This is a genomic window from Desulfoglaeba alkanexedens ALDC, assembly GCF_005377625.1.
In the GTDB taxonomy this organism is placed as follows: domain Bacteria; phylum Desulfobacterota; class Syntrophobacteria; order Syntrophobacterales; family DSM-9756; genus Desulfoglaeba; species Desulfoglaeba alkanexedens.
On record NZ_CP040098.1, the window covers coordinates 145,901 to 161,600 of the forward strand.

Annotated in this window: 13 protein-coding genes; 11 read left to right on the forward strand and 2 right to left on the reverse strand. The window is 61.3% G+C overall.

What is annotated here, in order from left to right; all coding sequences use genetic code 11:
• The first annotated feature begins 169 nt into the window (after positions 1-169).
• The 6 genes from FDQ92_RS00790 (at position 170) to FDQ92_RS00815 (ending at position 7,028) form a co-directional block, all read left to right on the forward strand.
• Complete coding sequence (locus FDQ92_RS00790) at positions 170-2,464, forward strand: GumC family protein (protein ID WP_137422830.1); 2,295 nt, start codon at positions 170-172, stop codon at positions 2,462-2,464.
• Between the two features lie 210 nt (positions 2,465-2,674).
• Positions 2,675-3,094, forward strand: coding sequence for an endonuclease domain-containing protein (locus FDQ92_RS00795; RefSeq protein WP_137422831.1), 420 nt, complete (start codon positions 2,675-2,677; stop codon positions 3,092-3,094).
• Between the two features lie 202 nt (positions 3,095-3,296).
• Positions 3,297-4,499 carry a tetratricopeptide repeat protein gene (locus FDQ92_RS00800; RefSeq protein ID WP_137422832.1) on the forward strand — a complete coding sequence of 401 codons (1,203 nt, stop codon included), beginning with the start codon at positions 3,297-3,299 and terminating at the stop codon, positions 4,497-4,499.
• Positions 4,496-6,190, forward strand: a complete 1,695-nt coding sequence (locus FDQ92_RS00805) for a DnaJ domain-containing protein (protein WP_211341319.1) — start codon at positions 4,496-4,498, stop codon at positions 6,188-6,190. The genes FDQ92_RS00800 and FDQ92_RS00805 overlap by 4 nt, the downstream gene beginning before the upstream one ends.
• A gap of 167 nt (positions 6,191-6,357) precedes the next feature.
• Complete coding sequence (locus FDQ92_RS00810) at positions 6,358-6,597, forward strand: type II toxin-antitoxin system Phd/YefM family antitoxin (RefSeq protein WP_137422833.1); 240 nt, start codon at positions 6,358-6,360, stop codon at positions 6,595-6,597.
• Positions 6,597-7,028, forward strand: coding sequence for a type II toxin-antitoxin system VapC family toxin (locus FDQ92_RS00815; RefSeq protein WP_137422834.1), 432 nt, complete (start codon positions 6,597-6,599; stop codon positions 7,026-7,028). Before FDQ92_RS00810 ends, FDQ92_RS00815 begins: the two co-directional genes overlap by 1 nt.
• Positions 7,029-7,335: 307 nt before the next feature.
• Here the strand turns inward: FDQ92_RS00815 and aroC are convergent, their stop codons facing one another.
• On the reverse strand, positions 7,336-8,403 hold the full coding sequence (gene aroC / locus FDQ92_RS00820) for a chorismate synthase (RefSeq protein WP_137422835.1): 1,068 nt from the start codon (positions 8,401-8,403) through the stop codon (positions 7,336-7,338).
• 164 nt (positions 8,404-8,567) lie between these two features.
• Between aroC and clpS the strand changes: the two genes are divergently transcribed.
• From clpS to cobO, 5 genes are all read left to right on the forward strand, one after another.
• Complete coding sequence (clpS, locus tag FDQ92_RS00825) at positions 8,568-8,882, forward strand: ATP-dependent Clp protease adapter ClpS (protein WP_137422836.1); 315 nt, start codon at positions 8,568-8,570, stop codon at positions 8,880-8,882.
• Between the two features lie 13 nt (positions 8,883-8,895).
• Complete coding sequence (gene clpA, locus FDQ92_RS00830; RefSeq protein WP_137422837.1) at positions 8,896-11,190, forward strand: ATP-dependent Clp protease ATP-binding subunit ClpA; 2,295 nt, start codon at positions 8,896-8,898, stop codon at positions 11,188-11,190.
• Between the two features lie 45 nt (positions 11,191-11,235).
• Entirely contained in the window at positions 11,236-11,922 is a 687-nt protein-coding gene (aat, locus tag FDQ92_RS00835) for a leucyl/phenylalanyl-tRNA--protein transferase (protein ID WP_137422838.1), read from the forward strand.
• A gap of 217 nt (positions 11,923-12,139) precedes the next feature.
• Entirely contained in the window at positions 12,140-13,393 is a 1,254-nt protein-coding gene (locus FDQ92_RS00840) for an aspartate kinase (RefSeq protein WP_137422839.1), read from the forward strand.
• 629 nt (positions 13,394-14,022) lie between these two features.
• Entirely contained in the window at positions 14,023-14,544 is a 522-nt protein-coding gene (gene cobO / locus FDQ92_RS00845; RefSeq protein ID WP_211341320.1) for a cob(I)yrinic acid a,c-diamide adenosyltransferase, read from the forward strand.
• A 197-nt stretch (positions 14,545-14,741) separates the two neighbouring features.
• Here the strand turns inward: cobO and FDQ92_RS00850 are convergent, their stop codons facing one another.
• Positions 14,742-15,521: an MBL fold metallo-hydrolase gene (locus tag FDQ92_RS00850; RefSeq protein WP_137422841.1), complete on the reverse strand. Its 780-nt coding sequence runs from the start codon at positions 15,519-15,521 to the stop codon at positions 14,742-14,744.
• Positions 15,522-15,700: the final 179 nt, after the last annotated feature.

Here is a 15,700-nt window from a genome sequence, read left to right on the forward strand (position 1 = left end):
TTCTCTGCGCCTTTGCGTGTCTGCGCGAGACATTTTTCCCCTCGTTCCCAAGCTCTGGTTTGGGAGCGGGATCAATCGAAGCTGGAGCTTCTGCACAGCTGTGTTCCCAAGCTGGAGCTTGGGAACAAGGTGAACCCTGAACCCTGAACCGTGCCCACGAGGTCCCAAGATGGAATCGTTCGAATCTCAGGAGCCCAGAGACCGCCGGGACCCCCCGGTCCCGGCCCCGGTGAGCGAATCCAGCCGGCTGCCGTCCACCGAGCTTCGAGAACCGGTCCCGGAGTTCGAAGAATCCGTGGATTTGCGGGACTACATCGAGGTGATCCTCAGGCGGAAATGGCTAGTGGCCACCTTCCTGATGGTCGTCTTCGTGACGACGCTAATCGTGAGCCTGACCATGACGCCGATTTTCAAGGGCGAGGCGCGCCTGGAGGTGAGCCCGCAGGAGGCGAATGTGACGAAGTTCGAAGACCTCGTCGCCAACCAGCTCCAGACCCGGGAATTCATGCAGACCCAGGTCTCGCTGCTGCAGAGCCAGTCTCTGGCGCAGCGGGTGATCGACCGACTGCAGCTCCAAAACCATCCGGCCTTCAATCCGGAAATCACCTCCGATGAAGACGGCGTGCTGACCACTTGGAAGAAGACAGTCCGGGGATGGCTCTCCTTCGGGGAAGACGAGCCCCCGGATGAGACGCTGAAACGGCTGAAGACGGAGAAGGCCGTGCTGGGGCGTTTCAGCGAAAGCCTTTCCGTTCAGCCCGAACGGGACACCACGATCATCAACATCGCCTTCTCCAGTGAAGACCCGCAAGTGGCCCGGGACGCCGCCAACACGTTGGTGCAGGAGTTCGTGAGCTGGCAGATGGACAAGAAGCTGAACGCCGCGACCTCAGCCAAGGAGCAACTGGAAAAACAGCTGGAAGTGGCGCGCATTCAGCTGGAAAAGGCGGAAGAAGAACTGAACGCCTTCGCCAAGAAGGCGGGCATCGTGTCCCTGGACACCCGGCTCAACCTGGTCTACCGGCAGCTGGAAGAAGTGAACTCGGCGCTCGCGGGCGCGGAATCGGAACGGGTCGCCCGCGAATCCCTCTACCGCCAGGCCATGACGGCCGGACCGGATTCGCTCCCGGCGGTCATCGATAACGAGGTGATCCAGGAGCTCCGCACACAGTACATCGACTACCTGGGCCAGTACGAAGAACTGAAAACCGTCTACAAGGACGAATACCCGAAGGTCAAGATCATTGTGGCCAGGATGACCGACATTCAGCAGAAGATCGAGGGGGAACAGCAGCGGATCGTTGACTCGCTTAAAAACGCTTACCTGGCGGCCCTCAAGCAGGAAGAAGCCCTGCGGTCGGCGGCCGAAGAGAAAAAGGCCGAGGCCATGGCGCTCAACGAGAAGGCCACCCAGTACAACATCCTGGCCCGCGAAGTGGAAACCAACAAGCAGATTTTTCAAAGCCTCCTGGAGCGCACCAAGGAAATCGACGCCAACGTGGGCTCTGAAATCAGCAACATCCAGGTGGTCGACTACGCCGTGCTGCCCCTGGAACCCTACAAGCCCAACGTGCAGCTGAACCTGCTCCTCGCGTTGGTCCTCGGAGTCATGGGCGGCGTCGGCCTGGCTTTCCTGCTGGAGTACCTGGATAACACCGTGAAGCGCATCGACGAGATTTCCGATCGCTTCAAGATTCCGGTCCTGGGCGTCATTCCCGAAGCGGAGGCACGGGAAACGCCTCAGCTGGATTTCCTGGTTCGCGAACAGCCCCGTTCCAGCTTCTCGGAATCCATCCGAACCACCAAGGTGTCCATCCAGCTTTCCAGCGGCTGCGAACGGCCCCTCAAGTCCTTGGTGATCACCAGCACCAACGTGGGAGAAGGCAAGACCACCTTGGCCACCAACCTGGCTATCGCCTTCGCCTCGGAAGAAAAGGTGCTCATCCTGGACGCCGACCTCCGCCGCCCCCGCCTCCACAAGGTCTTCAGCCGAAACGGCAAGGACAAGGGGCTCAGCCAGTTCCTCACCGGCATGTGCGACGTGAAGCAGATCATCCAGAAGACCGACATCCCCAATCTGTTTTTCATCCCTTCGGGACCCATCTCGCCCAACCCCGCGGAACTGCTGGCCTCCAGCCGCATGCGCAAGCTCTTGGAAAGCCTGAACACCTACTTCGACCGCATCATCATCGACGCGCCGCCCTTCGCCGGGTTCGCCGACGTGCTGGTGCTCGGAAACCACGCCGACGGCGTCATCCTCCTGAGCACCCTCGGCGTCACCCATCGCGAGGCGCTCAGGATCTTCCGAAAGAGCCTGCTGAACGTGAAAGGCAACCTGCTGGGGACCATTGTGAACAAGATGGACGTGAGTCACCACCACGGATATTATTACAAATATTACAAATACTATCATTATGGGTACCGATACGGCGATGAACACCGGGCTTTGCCGAAAAGTGAATAAGAGCTTGTCCAGAAACAAGTTCATCAGGGGATCGACCCGGTTTTCCGTCAAGGCGTCGGGCGGGTGTTCCGTCAAGAGGTCGGGCGGGTGTTCCGTTATTGGTAGGAGCGGGCTTGACCGCGACCTGTAAAACCGGCAATGCGGCGTTGGCCCCGGATCGCTTTCCCCTCCCCCTTGATGGGGGAGGGCTAGGGTGGGGGTGATTTAGGGTTGAGCAAAAACATAACTCCGACGGCCAAAACCCTTAGAAAGAGATTGACAGACGCAGAACGTCTTTTATGGACACATTTAAGAGCAAAACAGCTTGAAGGGCTCAAATTTAGAAGACAAGCGCCAATTGGTAAATATATTGCGGATTTTGTTTGTCACGAGAAACGCATAGTCATAGAGGTTGATGGCGGACAGCATTCGCTAAACAAAGACAGAGACAGGGAAAGAGACAACTGGTTTAAGGAGCAGGGGTATAAGGTTTTAAGGTTCTGGAACAATGAAGTTCTAACAAATATCGTAGGGGTATTGGAAGTAATAAGGGAGAACTGTTTATGTCACCCTCCCCTTAATCCCCTCCCATCAAGGGAGGGGAAAGTGGTTTGTGACCCTCCCATCAAGGGAGGGGAAAGGAATTTGTGACCCTCCCATCAAGGGAGGGGAAAGGAATTTGTGGGACTCCCAGCAAGGGAGGGGAGTCTACCCACTTGAAATGAGAAAGACTCAAAAAAAGGGCTTGGGTGCAGAACTTTTGAAACGAAAGTGTGAAGGAGTCCGCAGCCAGAGCACTGATGTCTAATGTCTAATGTCTAAAATCTAAAGTCTAATGTCTAATGTCTAACGAATGAAGCCACCATTGAGGAAGCGGATCGCGTGGAGTGTGCTTTTGGCCGGCCTTGGCGTGGTGCTGGGCGGGTACGGGCTGTTGCGCTACCAGGTCGGTACGAGAAACATTGACTTCGCTCTGAACCACGCGTCTGCGCGCCTTTTCCCTCAGACGTGGCTGTGGGAAGGTCACCGGTACTTCTACGACCGGCTGGACCCGGAAGGGGCGGCCGATGCCTACAGGCAGGCCGTCGCCCGCCACAACGTGTATATTGAGGCCTGGTTTTCGCTGGCCAAGGCCGAAATCGCCCTGGGACACCGGGAGGCCGCCTCGAAGATGCTCCAGGTTCTGTCAAGTTCGCTTGCCGAGGTGAGCACCTGGAAGTGGCAGGAATGTTTGGTGGCCTTTGATCTGAAGGAAGATCAAACCTTGGAGTCCGCCTTCAACTTCATCCTTGAGCGCATGCCGCGGAAGGTCCGCGATGCCTGTTTTTTGGCTCGCCAGTACTGGGGGAGCTGGGCCGCCGTGGCCCATCATGTGCGGCCTGCCAACGAACCGGTCCTGTTGCAGGAACTGATCGCCGGCAGAGAACTGGACGCGGCCCGTGAGTTGTGGGATCGCATGGATCGGAGCGGGCGGCCTCCGGAAAGGGCGCTCACGTTCCGCCTCTGCCACGCGCTGCTCCACAACCAGCAGATTCCGGACGCCAAAGCCGTTTGGAACCGGGAGACCGGAATTCGCCGTCCCCGGGTGCACAACGGGAGCTTCGAAGAAGAACCGTTGAACCTTGCCTTCGGCTGGAGGCTCGCGAAGCACCCCGACGTGGCGGTCGAACGCACCCCGACGGAATCCTTCGACGGTCGTTTCAGCATCCATGTGCGTTTTCTCGGAACAGCGAACGTCCACTTCCACCACGTGACCCAGATCCTCCCGGTCGATCCCGGCGCCGCCTACCGCTTGCGGTTTGCCCGCAAGTCCCGGGGCCTCACAACCGACCAGGGCGTGAGTGTGGAAGTCTTCGGTTACGCCTGCAAGGGACTGTACCGGTCGAGCGATCCCGTTCTGGGCACACAGCCGTGGACCGTGGAAAGCCTCGAATTCCAGGTGCCGGAAGGGTGCGAGGCGGTGGCCGTGCGGCTTCGCCGGAGAGAAAGCCTTAAATTCGACAGCAAGATCCTGGGAGACTACTGGCTCGACAGCGTGAGCCTCGAACCGACATGACACCTCATGCAACGCAAAACGAACTGCCCTCGCTGGACGACCTCCTGAAGGCGATCGCCGAGCACGAAGGCGTCGATGAGCTGGTGATACACGTGGCGGCCGACCGGCGCCTGCTGGACCAGCTGGAGGCGGCTTACGCCCTCATGGGCCGGCGACGGATGGACGCCGGCATTCACCTGGCTTCCCTGTGCCGGCGGCATGGGGTGCCCCCGTCCTATTTCGAAGAGCGGGTGAGGGTCCTGGTCCACGTCCTCAACCTGGCCCCGCAACCCGATGACCTCTACGGGATCCTGGGGCTGAAATCGGATGCGTCCCAGGAGGAGGTCAAACGGGCGTTCCGCAGGCTGAGCCGGCAGTGGCACCCGGACGTCAATCCGGGCCGGCCGGAAGCCGCCGAATCCTTTATGAAGATCCATCAGGCCTATCAGGTCTTGGGCGACCCCGACCTGCGGCGGCACTATGACCGGCAAAGTCGAGTCCCGGTGCCGAAGGACCCCGGCCGGGGCGGATCCGCGGAAGCCCCGAACCGCCGTTCCAGGCGCTGGTCCCGGCACTTCGGCTACCCGGTGGCGGCGCTCGTGGCCCTGCTTCTCGCGGTGACCCTCATGGGCGACTTTCAAGGGTTCCTGACCCGGCGCTACTATGCCGGAAAGAGCACCTCCCGAAAGCCCGCAACCGAACCCGCGGCGGCTCCAGCAGCGGCTCCCACGGCGGCTCCCCCGGGAGTCGCCGAACAGGCCGCGCCCGCACCCCGGAAGGGGAATCCCCCGCCGGCCGTAACGCCTTCCCCGCAGGGGCTCTCCGTGCTCCTCCATCCCCTGGAGACTGCGAGCGAAGACCTGGGGCGGGACCTCAACGTACGGGTTCCCGCCGATACCCGGCCGGCCGAGGCTGACACTCGGCCCGCCGAAAAGCCCTCGCCCGAAGAAGGCTCTAAGCCCGCCCGCATCGCCAACGCTTCGTTCAACGAACCGGCGGGGCGGACGCCGGCGCTTGGCGGGCCCCCGGCACCGCCGAATGCGGCTCCGCCGCCTGAACCGAATCGGGAGCCGGAAACGGCGCCTGGATCCGCCCCGGCGGGACCACCTCACAGCCGACTGAAGGAGCCGGAAAAGCCGGAGCGGCCGAGGCGTGTAGTCGAAGCGCCGAGGCGTGTAGTCGAAGCGCCGAAGCGTGAAGTCGAAAGTCCGGCCCCCGAGCCCCCATCCAGAAGCGGCGGAACGGTTTCCGCGGAAGCCGAACCTGCCGCCTCACCGAAGGCCGCCGCCGGCCGTTCCGATGCCGCGCCGCCGCCCCTTATTTCCGTGGAAACGACGGAAGCGCACATCTCTTCGTTTCTGGACCGCTACTGCCGTACGTTTTCCCGCATGGATCTGGAAGGCTTCCTGAATCTCTTCACACCGGACGCCCGCGAAAACGGCAAGCTCATTGGAAGCCTCCGTTCCCAGTACGAAAGGAACTTCGCTCGCACCGAACAGCTTGCCTACCGCATCCGGCTGGAGCGCTGGAGCTATTCCAGGGACACGATTCGTGTCACCGGCCGCTTCGACCTCGTGGCCCTGTTTCATGACCACTCCGGGGTCCATTCCGACGGCCGGGTGATCCTTTCCCTGGTACCCCACCGAGAAGGTTTCCGCGTGGCGTCCCTGGAGTACACCTTTCTCCACAGCGAAAAGATCAAGCGGGAGTGATAAGAAAGGCCAGACTTTAGACTTTAGACCTTAGACCTTAGACCTTAGACCTTAGACCTTAGACTTGCTTCTTGTTCCCAAGCTCCAGCTTGGGAACAAGGTGGAAACTTGAAACTTGAAACTTGAAACTTGAAACTTGAAACTTGAAACTTGAAATAGGAGGCTTTATGAAAACCGTCGGAGCCTATGAGGCAAAAACACACTTGACCCAACTTTTGGAGTGTGTTGCCAAGGGTGAGAAAATAACGATTACAAAACACGGCGTGCCCGTGGCAATCCTGCAACCCGCCGATTCGTCGAAAAGGATGCCCGTGCGCGAGGTCATCGATCAGTTGAAGCGGTTTCGAAGCGGCCGCCGCCTCGACGGGCTTTCAATCCGCGACATGATCGAGGAAGGAAGGCGCTGATGCCCGCACGGTTTGTCGTCGACAATTCCGTGGTCATGGCGTGGTGCTTCGAGGACGAGGGCGACGGTTACGCTGAGGCTGTCCTCGAAAGCCTCGATTCTGCGGAGGCTTTCGTACCCGCCATCTGGCCGCTTGAGGTGGGCAATGTTCTGCTTGCGGCTGAAAGGAGAAAGCGACTCACCCAGGCTGCGGTCGTGCGCTTTCTCGCTCTTTTGGGCGGATTGCCCGTCACGGTGGAGCAAGAAACTCCCGAGCGGATGCTCAAGGAGATTGTTTCACTCGCGCGACAACAAGGACTCTCCACCTATGACGCCTCTTACCTGGACCTCGCTATGAGGTTCGACCTCCCCATCGCCACACTGGGCGCATCCCTCGTAAAAGCCGCAGAAAAATGCAAAGTGCCGGTCTTTGACCCGGCTCGCGCCCGCTGACCAATTGGCGCGGCAAACACCGGCCTTATTCCGTGGAATTCTATTTCCCCTCCCCTTGTGGGAGGGGATTAAGGGGAGGGGGGAAAGGGGGATTTTCCGTGGAATTCTATTTCCCCTCCCCTTGTGGGAGGGGATTAAGGGGAGGGGAATGTAACTGATTGGCATACGTTAATTTTCTCACCCTCACCCCAACCCTCTCCCATCAAGGGAGAGGGGGATTGCTTCTTGTTCCCAAGCTCCAGCTTGGGAATAAGCTGGAAAGGCACCCCATTGTGGGAGCGGCGCCCTCGGCGCGATGAGCAAACGTTCATCGGTGCTTCAGCCGGTAGGGATACGGAAAGAGCATGAAGTCTGCCAGGGTCAGCAAAACCATGGCTTCGCAGACCGGAACGATCCGCGGAACGGCGGAGACGTCGTGGCGGCCGCCGATCCGGATCGTTCGGGGCGTTCCGTCCCGGTCGACCGTCGCCTGTTCCTTGGAGATGGAAGGGATGGGTTTCACGGCCACCCGGACCACCAGTTCCATGCCGCTTGAAAGGCCTCCCAGGACGCCTCCCGCGTGGTTTGACGCGTAGCCTTCCCGGGTCACCGGATCGTTGTTTTCGCTTCCCCTCTTTCGCGCAGCCTGAAAACCGGAACCGATTTCCACGCCTTTCACGGCGCCGATGGAAAAGAGGGCGGCGCCGAGGCGGGCGTCCAGCTTGTCGAAAACGGGTTCGCCGAGTCCGGGCGGCAGGCCCCAGGCGACCACTTCCACGACTCCTCCCAGGGAATCCCCTTCGCTTCGAACCTGCGCGACCAGTTCTTCCATGGCTTGGGCGGCTTTGGGGTCGGGGCAGAAAAAGGGGTTTTCGTCCGCCCGGTCCAAGTCCATGGCCCCGCGGTCACAGGCCACCGATCCCAGGGCCAGCGTGTAGCCTCGGACTCTCACGCCCTCCCCTTCCAGGAACCTTCGGGCCACGGCGCCCGCGGCAACCCGCCCCACGGTCTCTCGAGCCGAACTCCTTCCGCCCCCCCGCCAGTCCCGAAAGCCGTACTTCTGTTCGAAGGTCCGGTCGGCATGACCCGGCCGGTAGGTCTTGGCGAGTTCATTGTAGTCCCGGCTTCGGACGTCATGGTTTCTCACCATGAGGCTGATGGGGGTTCCGGTGGTGCGGCCTTCGAAGACGCCGGAAAGGATTTCCACTCGGTCCGGTTCTTTTCGAGGTGAAGCGAAACGGCCGCCGGGGCGGCGGCGGTCCAGATCGTGCTGAACGTCTTCCGGGGCGAGGCTGATCCCGGGCGGGCATCCGTCGATCACGGCCCCTACGGCGGGACCGTGGGATTCGCCCCAGGTGGTGACCCGAAAAAGTTTCCCAAAGGTGTTTCCCGGCATGGTAAAATCTCCAGTAGGCTGAGGCGCGGCTCCTCCGCGGGGACCGTCCCCGCGGCTTGACTCTTCGCCTCAAAACGTTATTTTGTCAATTAACGGCCACGCATTATAGGAAACGTCACGCGTCACCTGAAGGACCAAATAGCACGGTACGGGGAGTGTTCGGCATGAGTGAACATGATCCCGAATTTCGCGAGGAATTCGAAGAAGGCATCCAGGAAGACCTGGACGAACCGCCCCTGTTCAAGGTGCTCCTTCACAACGACGATTATACCACCATGGAGTTCGTAGTGGAGATCCTGGAGAAGGTGTTTTACAAGACGCCTTCCGAAGCCACTCAGATCATGCTCCATGTCCACCGGAACGGCGTCGGCCTTTGCGGCGTGTATCCCGGGGAGGTGGCGGAAACCAAGGTCGAGGTGGTTCACCACCTGGCCCGAAAAAACGGCTTTCCCCTGAAATGCAGCATGGAGAAGGCCTGAAACAGAGGGTTCCATGATCAGTCGTGAGTTGGAAATGGTGTTTTCCGCTGCGGTGCGGGAAGCCAAGCTGCGGCGGCACGAGTTTTTCACCCTGGAGCATATCCTTTACGCGCTCCTCCACGACGTAACGGGTCGTGAAATTCTTTACCACTGCGGGGCGCTGATCGGAGAGCTTAAGGACAAGCTCGAGCGGTTCCTGAACGAAAGATTGGAAGTGCTCCCGGAGAAGGTGGAACAGGACCCCATCCAGACCCTCGCCGTCCAGCGGGTGCTTCAGCGCGCCATCCTGCACGTCCAGAGCGCGGAAAAGAAGCAAGTGGACGCCGGCGACGTGCTGGCCGCCATGTTCTACGAAGACGATTCCCACGCGGTCCATTTCCTCAAGTCCCAGGGAGTCACGCGGCTGGATGTGCTGGAATACATCACGCACCGAGTGTCGAAGGCCGAGGAGACTTCCTTGCGGGAGGCGCCCCGTTCGGGGGCGTCGCTGGCGCCGCGTCAGCCGCAGCCGGGCCAGAAGAGTTCCGCCCTGGATCTGTACACTGTGAACCTAAACGAACGCGCCGCCCAGGGCCTCATCGACCCGCTCATCGGCCGGGAATCGGAGATCATGCGCACCCTCCAGATCCTCGGGCGCCGCACCAAGAACAACCCCATCTTCGTGGGGGACCCCGGGGTTGGAAAGACCGCCATCGCGGAAGGACTGGCTCTCAAGATCCATCAGGGACAGGTTCCGGAAAGTTTCCGCGGCGTCGAAATATTCGCTCTGGACATGGGGGCGCTCCTTGCTGGCACCAAGTTCCGGGGGGACTTCGAAGCCCGCCTCAAGGCGGTCATCAACGAAATGAGGGAAAAACCCGGAGCCGTTCTCTTTATCGACGAAATCCACACGGTGGTGGGAGCGGGCGCGACCAGCGGCGGTTCCATGGACGCGTCGAACATCCTGAAGCCGGTGCTGGCTTCCGGGGCGCTTCGCTGCATCGGGTCCACCACCTACGAGGAATACAAGAACCATTTCGAAAAGGACCGCGCTTTGAGCCGGCGTTTCCAGAAGGTGGAAATCAGCGAACCGACGGTGGAAGAAACCTACCAGATTCTCAAGGGATTGAAATCCTATTACGAAGAACACCACGGCGTCCGCTACACCGTCCCGGCGCTCAAGGCGGCTGCGGAACTTTCCGCTCGACACATCAACGACCGGTACCTTCCCGACAAGGCCATCGACGTGATCGACGAGGCGGGGGCGAGCCTGCTGTTGAAGGAGGACCGGCGGGTGCGCCACGTGGTGAGCCCCCGGGACATTGAAGCGGTGGTGGCTCGGATGGCGAAGATCCCGCCTCGCACGGTTTCTTCGTCGGACCAGCTGCGCCTCCAGGCTCTGGAAGACGAGCTGAAGTCCGTGGTTTTCGGTCAGGATGCGGCCATCAAGTCGCTGGTTACCGCCATCAAGCGATCCAGGGCGGGCCTGCGCGTGCCCGACCGCCCCATCGGTTCCTTCCTCCTCATCGGGCCGACCGGCGTGGGCAAAACCGAACTGGCCAAGCAGCTGGCTCAGACCCTGGGCGTGCACTTCCTCCGCTTCGACATGAGTGAGTACATGGAAAAGCACACCGTGGCGCGCCTCATCGGAGCGCCGCCGGGCTACATCGGCTTCGACCAGGGAGGGCTGCTCACCGACGCCATCCGAAAGTACCCCTATTCGGTGCTCCTCATGGACGAAATCGAAAAGGCACACCCGGATCTTTTCAGCATTCTCCTCCAGGTGATGGACTACGCGACCCTTACCGACAACAACGGCAAGAAGGCCGATTTTCGAAACGTGATCCTGCTCATGACCTCCAACGCGGGGGCGAGGGAAATGAGCCTGTCGTCCATCGGGTTCGGGGCGGGACAGGCCCAGGACGACCGCACGGCCAAGGGGCTCAAGGCGGTGGAAAAGCTCTTCAGCCCCGAATTCCGCAACCGCTTGGACGGCATCATCGCCTTCAGCGGTCTGACCCGAGACATCATGGAACGGGTGGTGGATAAATTCCTTCGCGAGCTGGAGCAGCAGCTTTCCGAACAGAAGATCACTCTGGAGCTGACACCGGCGGCCCGCCGCTGGCTTGCCGAAAACGGCTACGATCCGGCCTTCGGAGCGCGTCCCTTGGCGCGGCTGGTTCAGAGGGAAATCAAGGACCCGCTGGCGGACGAAATCCTTTTCGGGCGCCTCAAGACCGGCGGGCACGTGGTCATCGATCGCCCGGCGGAAGGCGAAGGAGACGCACCGGCGATCCAGACCGAGAACTTCCGCTTCGATTTCCGCTGATCCCGCTCCCGGCCGGCGCTCCCGCGCTTTTCGGCGTTGACGATCATGCCCGTCTACCGGATGTCCGAAAGCCTCGATTTTCCCTCGCCCCACGACGCCGAACCCGACGGCCTGCTCGCCGTCGGAGGCGACCTGAGCCCGCCCAGGCTTCTCTTGGCCTATTGCCACGGGATCTTTCCGTGGTACTCGCAGGCCACGCCGATTCTCTGGTGGTCACCCGATCCCCGGCTGGTCCTCTTTCCCGAAGAACTGAAGATCGCTAAGAGCCTCCAACGCGTGGTGCGAAAGGGACGTTTCACGGTCACCTTCGATCGCGACTTCGGCGGCGTGATCCGCGCTTGCGCCGCCGTACGCCGCCGCCAGGGCGAAGGCACTTGGCTGGTTCCCGAAATGATCCTGGCCTACAGCCGGCTCCATGAACTGGGTTATGCCCATTCCGTGGAAAGCTGGTTCGAAGGGCGGCTCGTGGGCGGCCTCTACGGGGTGGCTCTGGGACGGGTCTTTTTCGGCGAATCCATGTTCACCACCGTACCCGACGCCTCCAAGGTGGCCTTCGTTCACCTGGTGGACCGGCTCACCGACTGGGGCTTCGAAATGATCGATTGCCAGGTGACCACGCACCACCTCCAGCGCTTCGGCGCCCGCGAGATCTCCCGATCCGACTTCCTGAGCCGGCTTCGGCGCGCCGTGAACGTCCCGCCTCCCCGCGGAGCCTGGGGACCCGCTCCGTAAGGGAGCGATCCGGCACCGGAAATCTTCCCAAATTTATCGTACCCATGGGTGGGGACTTGTGTTAGAAATCCGGCCTTGCGGTGGATTTCCGCCGAAAGGCCCGCAGCAATCAAAAAATCACGCAGGAACCGCCCTTGACGGGTTCCGTGAGGTTCTTCCCATCAGAACGGGAGGGCTCTGAACCGTTCGTTTCGTTTTTTGAGGAGGTCGAAGCGCCATGGCCCTTGTTGTTCAAAAATACGGCGGCACGTCGGTCGCCACCGTGGAACGGATCCGTTCCGTGGCTCACCGGGTCATCGACAGGAAGAAGCAGGGCGACGACCTGGTAGTGGTCCTTTCCGCCCGTGCGGGCGACACGGACAACCTGCTGAAGCTGGCCCGCGAGATGAGCCCCCGCCCGGACCCGCGGGAGCTGGACGTGCTCCTGGCCACGGGAGAACAGATCACGATCGCTCTTTTCAGCATGGCCGTGAAGGACCTGGGCTACGAGGCGATTTCCATGACCGGATACCAGGCGGGAATCATCACCGACCACACTCACGGCGGCGCCCGCATCAACTGGATCGAAACGCTTCCGATCATGGAAAAGCTCCGTGAAGGCAAGATCGTCGTGGTGGCGGGCTTCCAGGGCTACGACGACGAAGGAAACATCACGACCCTGGGCCGTGGCGGCTCCGACACGACGGCCGTCGCCCTCGCGGCGGCCCTCAAGGCGGACGTGTGCGAAATCTACACGGACGTTGAAGGCGTATTCACTACGGACCCCAACGTCTATTCCAAGGCGCGCAAGCTCAAAAGAATCAGCTACGAAGAGATGCTCGAGATGGCCAGCATGGGGGCCAAGGTGCTGCATCTCCGTTCGGTGGAATTCGCCATGAAGTACAATGTGCCCATCCTCGTGGGTTCGTCGTTCACCGACGCGCCGGGAACGCTGGTCACCAGGGAGGAACCGGAAATGGAAAGGGTCGTCGTATCAGGCATCACGTACAACAAGAACGAAGCGCGGATCACCGTCGCCGATGTTCCCGACGTGCCTGGAATGGCCTACAGGCTTTTCAAGCCCATCGCCGACCACGGGATCAACGTGGACATGATCATCCAGGGGCAGGGCGGCGTGCCGGGCCGGGCCAACATCTCCTTCACGGTGCCCAAGCCCGATTACGAAGAAGCGATCCGGCTGACGGAAACCATCGCCCGGGAAATGGGGGCGGGCCCCGTCCACGGCAACCCGCACATCGCAAAGATTTCCATCATCGGCGTCGGCATGCGGAGCCATACCGGAGTGGCCGGCCGCATATTCGAAACGCTGGCCCGGGAAAACATCAACATCATGATGATCAGCACCTCGGAAATCAAGCTTTCGTGCGTGATCGACGAAAAGTACACGGAACTGGCGGTCCGGGTGCTCCACGATGCCTTCGAGCTCCACAAGGACCCGCAAGGACACATGGCCGTGAAGGAGGAAAGCTGACGTCGGCGCTCAGGGCGGGACCGGCCGGGTTTGAGTTTCGGTGCGTTTCGCTTCATTTTCGGTGCGTTTCGCTTCGCTTCACGCACCCTACGGGCCGGCATTTCGATTTCGGTGCGTTTCGCTTCGCTTCACGCACCCTACAGGCTCAGGGCGGGACCGGCCGGGTTTGGGTTTCGGTGCGTCTTGCTTCATTTTCGGTGCGTTTCGCTTCGCTTCACGCACCCTACGGGCCGGTATCTCGATTTCGGTGCGTTTCGCTTCGCTTCACGCACCCTACGCCTTCACGCACCCTACGGCTGCCGGCGATCAGGGCCAACGGTAGGGGCGGGTTTGAAACCCGCCCCTACCTTCCCCTCGTTCCCAAGCTCCAGCTTGGGAACGGCATGCCCGGGAAGCTCCAGCTTCGCCTCGCTTTCCCCTCGTTCCCAAGCTCCAGCTTGGGAACGGCATGCCCGGCAAGCTCCAGCTTCGCCTCGCTTTCCCCTCGTTCCCAAGCTCCAGCTTGGGAACGGCATGCCCGGGAAGCTCCAGCTTCGCCTCGCTTTCCCCTCGTTCCCAAGCTCCAGCTTGGGAACGGCATGCCCGGCAAGCTCCAGCGTTGTCTAATGTCTGATGCTACGGAGGCGTGCATGTCGAAAGGGTTGTTGCTGGTGTTTACGGGAGACGGCAAGGGAAAGACGACGGCTGCCCTCGGAACCGCCCTTCGGGCCGCCGGCCACGGCATGAACGTTCTGATCCTCCAGTTCATCAAGGGATCGTGGCATTACGGGGAATTGGACGCCGTGAAACGACTGGAAACCGTGACCCTGAGGACCCTGGGATCCGGCTTCACCTGGCAAAAGGAAAACCTGGACGAAGACCGCCGCCTGGCCCGCGAAGGCTGGCGGCAGGCCCGCGAAGCCGTCCTGTCCGGCCGATACGACCTGGTGATCCTCGACGAGCTGAACATCGCTTTGAGCTACGGACTCCTGGAAACCGAACCCGTCGTCCAGAGCCTGCAACGGCGCCCGGAACACGTCCACGTCATCGTGACGGGCCGGAACGCTCCGGAAGCCCTGGTGGCCGCCGCCGACACGGTGACTGAAATGACGGCCGTCAAGCACCACTTCAGGGATCAGAAGATCCCGGCTCAGAAGGGCATCGAATTCTGATCCTTTTAGAGGCGTTGCCTCCAACCCATCGGCCCGAGGGCGGGCCTCCTACAGGCGCCCCAATCCCCTCGTTCCCAAGATCGTAGGGGCGGGTTTGAAACCCGCCCCTACCTGGCCGCCTTGCGGACCTTCGTGTGTGGAATGTTGGGTGGATCGTAGGGGCGGGTTTGAAACCCGCCCCTACTTTGCGGACCGCCTCAACCGGCACGGGAGGAAAGGATGAGGGTCTCGCCGCCTTCCGGCATGAAGGCCCAAAGCCCTTCCGCGCTCTTCAACATGCCGTGGATTTCCGCCGTTTTTTCCCGCCGTTCGTCCCGCTGCACGTGCACCACGGCCAGGCGGCGCGCCCGGGCGGAACGGGCCGCATCCAGGCTTCCGGCCACCGTGCCGTGGCCCTCCGCCGGTTCCCGGACATGGAAGGCCTCGTGGATCATGAGGTCGCATCCTTCGGCCAGCCGCAGGGTTTCCGCCGTAGGACGCCCGTCCCCGCTGTAAAAGACCGTCCAGCCTCCGGCTTCCAACCGCAGGGACAGGTTGCGCCGCCCGTGCTCGCTTTCGGCGGCCCGCCAGTCGAACCCGGAAATCCGTTCGTCGCTTCCGGGCTCCATTTCTACGGTTTCCAGGGCGTAGGTGAGCTTTCGCCCGAAACCGGGGTAAGCGAAATCCAGGGCCTGTTCCGCGATGTCCCGAATGCCGCTCTGACCGACGATTTTCAGCGGCCGGCGTCGCTTCATTTCCCAGAAGCGAAGGAGCAGAAGCGGCAGCCCCATGAAGTGGTCGCCGTGGAAGTGAGATATCCAGACGGCGTCCAGCGCTTCCGGGTCCGCCACCCGCTTCCAGTAGGCGTGAGGGACGGTGAAGCCGCAGTCACAAAGCACCGACCGTTCCCGTCCGGAAAGAACCGTTTCCACGAGCACGCTGGTGTTCGGGTGCGCGGAGTCACAGGCTTCGCCCACTCCCAGGAAGGTGATGCGCATGGGATGAATCCTCCTTTCCAAGGGACCTCCGGAGTCCCGCCCGCCGGGTCGATGGGCTTGACCGGCTCCGTTTTCTGCCGGTATAGTGCAGCCGCTCGACCGAGAAATCCACCGGCCGCCGGCGTCCTATCGGACACGGTAAGGCGGCATTCCAACGAACGGAAAGATATCCGCACTGA

Bases quoted from the DNA above. Each gene is read 5' to 3' on its own strand.
- aroC (WP_137422835.1), bottom strand. From the start codon at position 8,403: ATGCCGGGAAACACCTTTGGGAAACTTTTTCGGGTCACCACCTGGGGC.
- FDQ92_RS00850 (WP_137422841.1), bottom strand. From the start codon at position 15,521: ATGCGCATCACCTTCCTGGGAGTGGGCGAAGCCTGTGACTCCGCGCAC.
- clpS (WP_137422836.1), top strand. From the start codon at position 8,568: ATGAGTGAACATGATCCCGAATTTCGCGAGGAATTCGAAGAAGGCATC.
- clpA (WP_137422837.1), top strand. From the start codon at position 8,896: ATGATCAGTCGTGAGTTGGAAATGGTGTTTTCCGCTGCGGTGCGGGAA.
- FDQ92_RS00815 (WP_137422834.1), top strand. From the start codon at position 6,597: ATGCCCGCACGGTTTGTCGTCGACAATTCCGTGGTCATGGCGTGGTGC.
- FDQ92_RS00810 (WP_137422833.1), top strand. From the start codon at position 6,358: ATGAAAACCGTCGGAGCCTATGAGGCAAAAACACACTTGACCCAACTT.
- aat (WP_137422838.1), top strand. From the start codon at position 11,236: ATGCCCGTCTACCGGATGTCCGAAAGCCTCGATTTTCCCTCGCCCCAC.
- FDQ92_RS00840 (WP_137422839.1), top strand. From the start codon at position 12,140: ATGGCCCTTGTTGTTCAAAAATACGGCGGCACGTCGGTCGCCACCGTG.
- cobO (WP_211341320.1), top strand. From the start codon at position 14,023: ATGTCGAAAGGGTTGTTGCTGGTGTTTACGGGAGACGGCAAGGGAAAG.
- FDQ92_RS00800 (WP_137422832.1), top strand. From the start codon at position 3,297: ATGAAGCCACCATTGAGGAAGCGGATCGCGTGGAGTGTGCTTTTGGCC.
- FDQ92_RS00790 (WP_137422830.1), top strand. From the start codon at position 170: ATGGAATCGTTCGAATCTCAGGAGCCCAGAGACCGCCGGGACCCCCCG.
- FDQ92_RS00805 (WP_211341319.1), top strand. From the start codon at position 4,496: ATGACACCTCATGCAACGCAAAACGAACTGCCCTCGCTGGACGACCTC.